Source organism: Kitasatospora sp. NPDC030952 (assembly GCF_055571335.1).
Genome location: NZ_JBVIFM010000016.1, coordinates 1 through 4,885 on the forward strand (window position 1 = coordinate 1; position 4,885 = coordinate 4,885).

Consider the following 4,885-nt stretch of genomic DNA (forward strand, 5'->3'; position numbering starts at 1 on the left):
TTCCGAACCCGGAAGCTAAGCCTCACAGCGCCGATGGTACTGCAGGGGGGACCCTGTGGGAGAGTAGGACGCCGCCGAACAATTCTTCAGAAAAGCCCCCGCCGGGTGAACCGGACGGGGGCTTTTCGCGTTTCCGGGCGTTCCCGGCCCGGTCGGCCGACGCAAGCGGGAAGTTGGCTGGACAACAGTTGGCCGAAAGCTCACGCGGCGTTCGCTGGAGGACTGTGTACGGCCCGTGTGCGATGCCTATGTTCGAGCCTTCTCCGTACCCGTGCAGTGCACGACTGGGAAGGACCTCACGTGGCCTCCATCGACAGGCGCCGATTTCTTCAGCTGGGCGGTGCGTCCGTGGCCGCCGCCGGCCTCGGGGCGTTCCCGCCCGCGGTCAGCAAGGCGCTGGCCCTGCCAGCGATCAGCAGGACCCGCTCGATCAAGGACGTCGAACACGTCGTCATCCTGATGCAGGAGAATCGTTCCTTCGACCACTACTTCGGCACCCTCCGAGGGGTCCGCGGCTTCGGCGACCCGCGTCCCACGCTGCTGTCCGACGGCCGTCCCAACTGGCACCAGCCGGCCGCCGCGGTGAAGACCGGGCGGTACCACGACCGTGGTCTGCCGGCCTCCGAGAAGGAGGTGCTGCCCTGGTACATCGATCCCCGGAACACCACCGAGTACCAGGCCGGCACGGACCACGGCTGGAGCAGTGGCCACCTCGCCTGGAACGAAGGGCGCCACGACCAGTGGGTGAACCAGAAGCAGGACGTCATGACGATGGGTCACCTCAAGCGCCAGGACCTCCAGTACCACTTCGCCCTCGCCGACGCGTTCACCGTCTGCGACTCGTACTTCTGCTCCGTCCACGCGGACACCGCTCCCAACCGCATCTACCTCTGGACCGGCACCAGCGACCCGCGCAACGTGTACGGCCGCAAGCCCAACGGGCCCGGTCTGGAGGAGCGCAACGGCAAGAACGGCTACACCTGGACGACGTACCCGGAGCGGCTGGAGGACGCCGGCGTCAGCTGGAAGCTGTACCAGGGCGGTTCCGGTGAGCCGGGCACCCCGACGGACAACTACACCGACAACTCGCTGATGTTCTTCGAGCGGTACCAGGTCGCCGAGGGCGCGTCCGGTCCGCTGGTGGAGAAGGGGGCGACGGACCACACGCTCAAGGAGTTCCGGGCCGACGTCGAGCAGGGCCGGCTGCCCCAGGTCTCCTGGATCGTCCCGCCGTACAAGTACAGCGAGCACCCCTCCGCGACGCCCACCGACGGCGCGTACTACATCAACCTGGTGCTGGACGCGCTCACGGCCAACCCCGAGGTGTGGGGCCGGACCGTCTTCCTCATCAACTACGACGAGAACGACGGCCTGTTCGACCACGTCGTCCCGCCGATGCCCCCGGTCGTCAGCCGCCCCGGCGGCCAGGGCATGGTCTCCACGGACCTGGAGGCCAGCCTCGGTGACGAACTGCTCGACCTCGGCAAGTACCCGGGCGAGATGAGCCCGCTGGTGCCCGGCGCGGACCGCGGCGGACTGCAGCCGATCGGCCTCGGCCCTCGGGTGCCGCTGCTCGTCATCTCCCCGTGGTCGCGCGGCGGTTGGGTCTGTTCGGAGACCTTCGACCACACCTCGGTGCTGCGGTTCCTGGAGGCCCGGTTCGGCATCGAGGAGCCCAATATCAGCGCCTGGCGCCGTGCGGTCTGCGGTGACCTCACCTCGGCGCTCGACTTCTCCGGCGCCGACCCGAAGCCGGTCTCGATCCCGGTGCCGGCGCCGATCGCCTCGCAGGGCAAGCCGTACCAGGTGCCGATGCCCCAGCGGATGCCCACCCAGGAACCGGGCACCCGCCCGGCCCGCGCGCTCCCGTACGACCTGCGGGTCAACGAGGACGAGACCGACGACGCCACGGTGTTCCAGCTCAACCTGAACAACCGGGGCTCGGCAGGTGCCTGGCTCTACGTCTACGACCGGACGGCGCCGACGGCGGCCCCCCGCCGCTACACCATCTCGGCCGGCGACAGCTTCGAGGACCACTGGCCGCTGGCCGACGGCGGCTACCACCTCGTCGCCCACGGGCCGAACGGCTCGGTGCAGGAGTTCGAGGGCAAGACGGTGGGCGGCCTGGTCGCCCGCTTCGAGCCCGCGAAGAACAAGGTGCGGGTCACGGTGTCCAACCACGGGGACACCACCCGCACGGTCACCGCCGAGGAGGCCTACACCAAGGGCGCGAAGCAGGGCCGCACCCTGCGCCCCGGCGACGACGTCCGGTTCACCTTCGACCTGCGCGCCGACAGCCGCTGGTACGACGTCACGGTGACGGGCACGGACGGACCGGCGTTCCGCCGTCGCTGGGCCGGACACGCGGAGAACGGCCGCCCCGGCACCAGCGACCCCGGGCCGCGCTGACCCCCGGGCGCCGGCGACCGCGGGCCCGGGGAAGGCGACGGGTCGCGCTGACCCCCGGCCCGGGAGGGCAACGGGTCGCCCGCCTCGCACACGTGGGGCGGGCGACCCGGCCCGCCGGCCGTCAGGGGCGGCCCGGCACCCACAGCGGGACGGGGCCGAGCAGGGGCATGGCCCGCGCGGCGTCCTGCTCCAGCCAGCCGTCCACCCGTGCCGGATCGCCCTCGCTCAGCTCCACCAGCGCGGCGGCGGCGATCCGGGCGCAGCACAGCACCAGCGCCAGGGTGTCCTGGCGGCGGTGCCGCTCCCGGACGTAGGCCTCGACCCGTTCCGCCACGCGAAGGTGGTGGGACGGGCCGTCCTCGGCGGTCAGCGCCTGGACCCCGTGCCAGACCAGGGTCAGCGCGCAGGGCTCGGCCGGGTGGGTCACGTCCTCCCGGTGGGCCTGCTCACGGGCTTCCGCCGAGCGCTGCCCGAGCCACCCGAGGGCCGTCGCCGCGTCGTCGGCGCAGGAGCGCAGCAGCAGCTCGGCCGCCTGCGCCACGACGGCGGGCAGCACCGCCGAGGCCGCCACCCGCAATCCGGGGGCCGGCGCGTCGCCGAAGGACAGCCAGGCGTCCGCGAAGGAGGCCGCGCGCAGCCCGCCCACCCAGGCGGGCGCCCCGCCCGTGGCCCCCAACCACTCCTCGGCGCCCAGCCGCACCAGCCCCACCGCGGCCAGATTCGCCGCGTCCCCGTCCAGTCCCAGCAGCCGCCCGCTCCGCATCACGCACCCCCACCTGCGCTCGTCACTCGTCGGGCACATCCCATCACAGCGAGGCGGGAACGAACTAGGCAGGGCCACGTCACAAATCGATTCCGACACGAAGCACCTTCGGTGGTGGCTCCGGCGCGGTCGGCATGAATCGGCACGGTCGGTGGTGGCTCGGGCGTGATCGGCACGGTCGGTGTGATCGGCACGGTCGGTGTGGTCGGTACCCGCCGCCGGGAGGCCGAGCGGGCCCCGTAGGGCCGCCGGCCCGGGCTCGGGGACGGGCTCGTTCGGACAGGGACGGGTTTCACCCCGAAATGGGGACGCGTCTCACCGCGCAGGCCAGCGCCGTGAGACGCGTCCCGGCGGCCGGTGGGACGAACGGCCGTCTCCCGTACGGAGGGTGGAGTGAGGCAGAGTTCTGCTGCGACCCGGTGATCACGAGCCGGCTTCCGGGGCCGCTCCCTGTGACGACCCCTCATGGATTCGGAGAACCCTGTGAGTACCCTCCTCCCCACCCGGCGCCGGTTGTCGCTGGGCCTGGCCCTGGCGTCCGTGCTGACCGGCGTCGGCGCGTACACCGCCTCGGTCGCCTCCGCCGCCACCGCGCCGGCCCCGATACCGATCACCTCCCCGTCCTGCCCGGCCAACCTGACCCAGGGCGAGGCCGACGGCTGCGTCACCCAGCTCCAGACGGAGCTCAACCTGACCGGCGCGACCCTCACCGTGGACGGGCAGTTCGGGTCGGCCACCGGCACGGCCGTGCGCACCTTCCAGTCCTCGCACTCGCTGACGGCCGACGGCATCGTCGGGCCGGCCACCAAGGCGAAGCTCGACGCGGCGGCCGCCGCCGCCTCCGGCACCGTGGACCTGCGCACCCAGTGCGGGACCCTGCAGACCGGTGCCTCCGGGCAGTGCGTCTCGACGCTGCAGACGATGCTGAACACCTTCAACGCCGGCCGCCTCACCGTCGACGGGCAGTTCGGGCCGGCCACCGACACCGCCGTGCGCAACTTCCAGGCCGCGCACTCCCTGGCCATCGACGGCATCGTCGGCACCTCCGTCAAGAACGCCCTCTACACCAGCACCCCCACCCCGCTGCCCAGCGGCACCATCGACCCCACCAAGGTCCTGAACGCGGCGAAGACCTATCTGGGCCTCCCGTACGTGTGGGGCGGCGGCCACTCGCTGCGCGGCGAGGGCGCCGGCCCGACGCTCGGCACCTGCGACGGCTACACCGGCTCGATCCAGCCCTGCCCGGCCAACACCACCGTGGGCTTCGACTGTTCGGGCCTGGTCCGGGCGGCCTTCTGGTTCGGCGCCGGCATCGACCTCGCCAACGGCGGCGACACCACCGAGCAGACCCTGGACAAGCACCTCACCCCGATCACCGAGGCCCAGCGCCGCCCCGGCGACGTCGAGTACTTCGGCACCGACGCCCACAACACCGTCCACGTCGTGCTCTACGCCGGCACCGACCCCGCCACCGGCGCCGACATGATGTACGAGGCCAAGGAGACCGGCACCAACGTCCACTACGTCGGCCTGCGCACCGGCGGCTACTGGTACCACGTCACGGCCTGACCCTACGGACCGTACGGGCGTGGGGGGGGGGGGGGGGGGGGGGCCCCCCCCCCACAACGCAGGAAAGGGAGGAGGAATCCTTATCCTTCTTGTTCCCCCCCCCTCGAGTCCACCCCCCTGCCCATCCTGTTGCGGTGGGCCAAC

General features: G+C 72.1%; 3 protein-coding genes and 1 rRNA gene. 3 read left to right on the forward strand and 1 reads right to left on the reverse strand.

The features are described 5' to 3' along the window. Both rrf and ACZ47G_RS25625 read left to right on the forward strand, forming a co-directional pair. Positions 1-80: ribosomal RNA gene (rrf, locus tag ACZ47G_RS25620) — 5S ribosomal RNA — on the forward strand; the annotation flags it as partial. 220 nt (positions 81-300) lie between these two features. Beyond that, positions 301-2,409 (forward strand): phosphocholine-specific phospholipase C, encoded by a 2,109-nt coding sequence (locus ACZ47G_RS25625; RefSeq protein ID WP_465746377.1) that lies wholly within the window; start codon positions 301-303, stop codon positions 2,407-2,409. A gap of 121 nt (positions 2,410-2,530) precedes the next feature. Here ACZ47G_RS25625 and ACZ47G_RS25630 read toward each other — a convergent pair whose 3' ends face one another. Next, on the reverse strand, positions 2,531-3,175 hold the full coding sequence (locus tag ACZ47G_RS25630; protein WP_465746379.1) for a hypothetical protein: 645 nt from the start codon (positions 3,173-3,175) through the stop codon (positions 2,531-2,533). A 480-nt stretch (positions 3,176-3,655) separates the two neighbouring features. Here ACZ47G_RS25630 and ACZ47G_RS25635 point away from each other — a divergent pair, with 480 nt between their 5' ends. After that, a complete protein-coding gene (locus tag ACZ47G_RS25635; RefSeq protein ID WP_465746381.1) occupies positions 3,656-4,741 on the forward strand; it encodes a C40 family peptidase in 1,086 nt (361 codons plus the stop codon). Positions 4,742-4,885 lie beyond the last annotated feature (144 nt).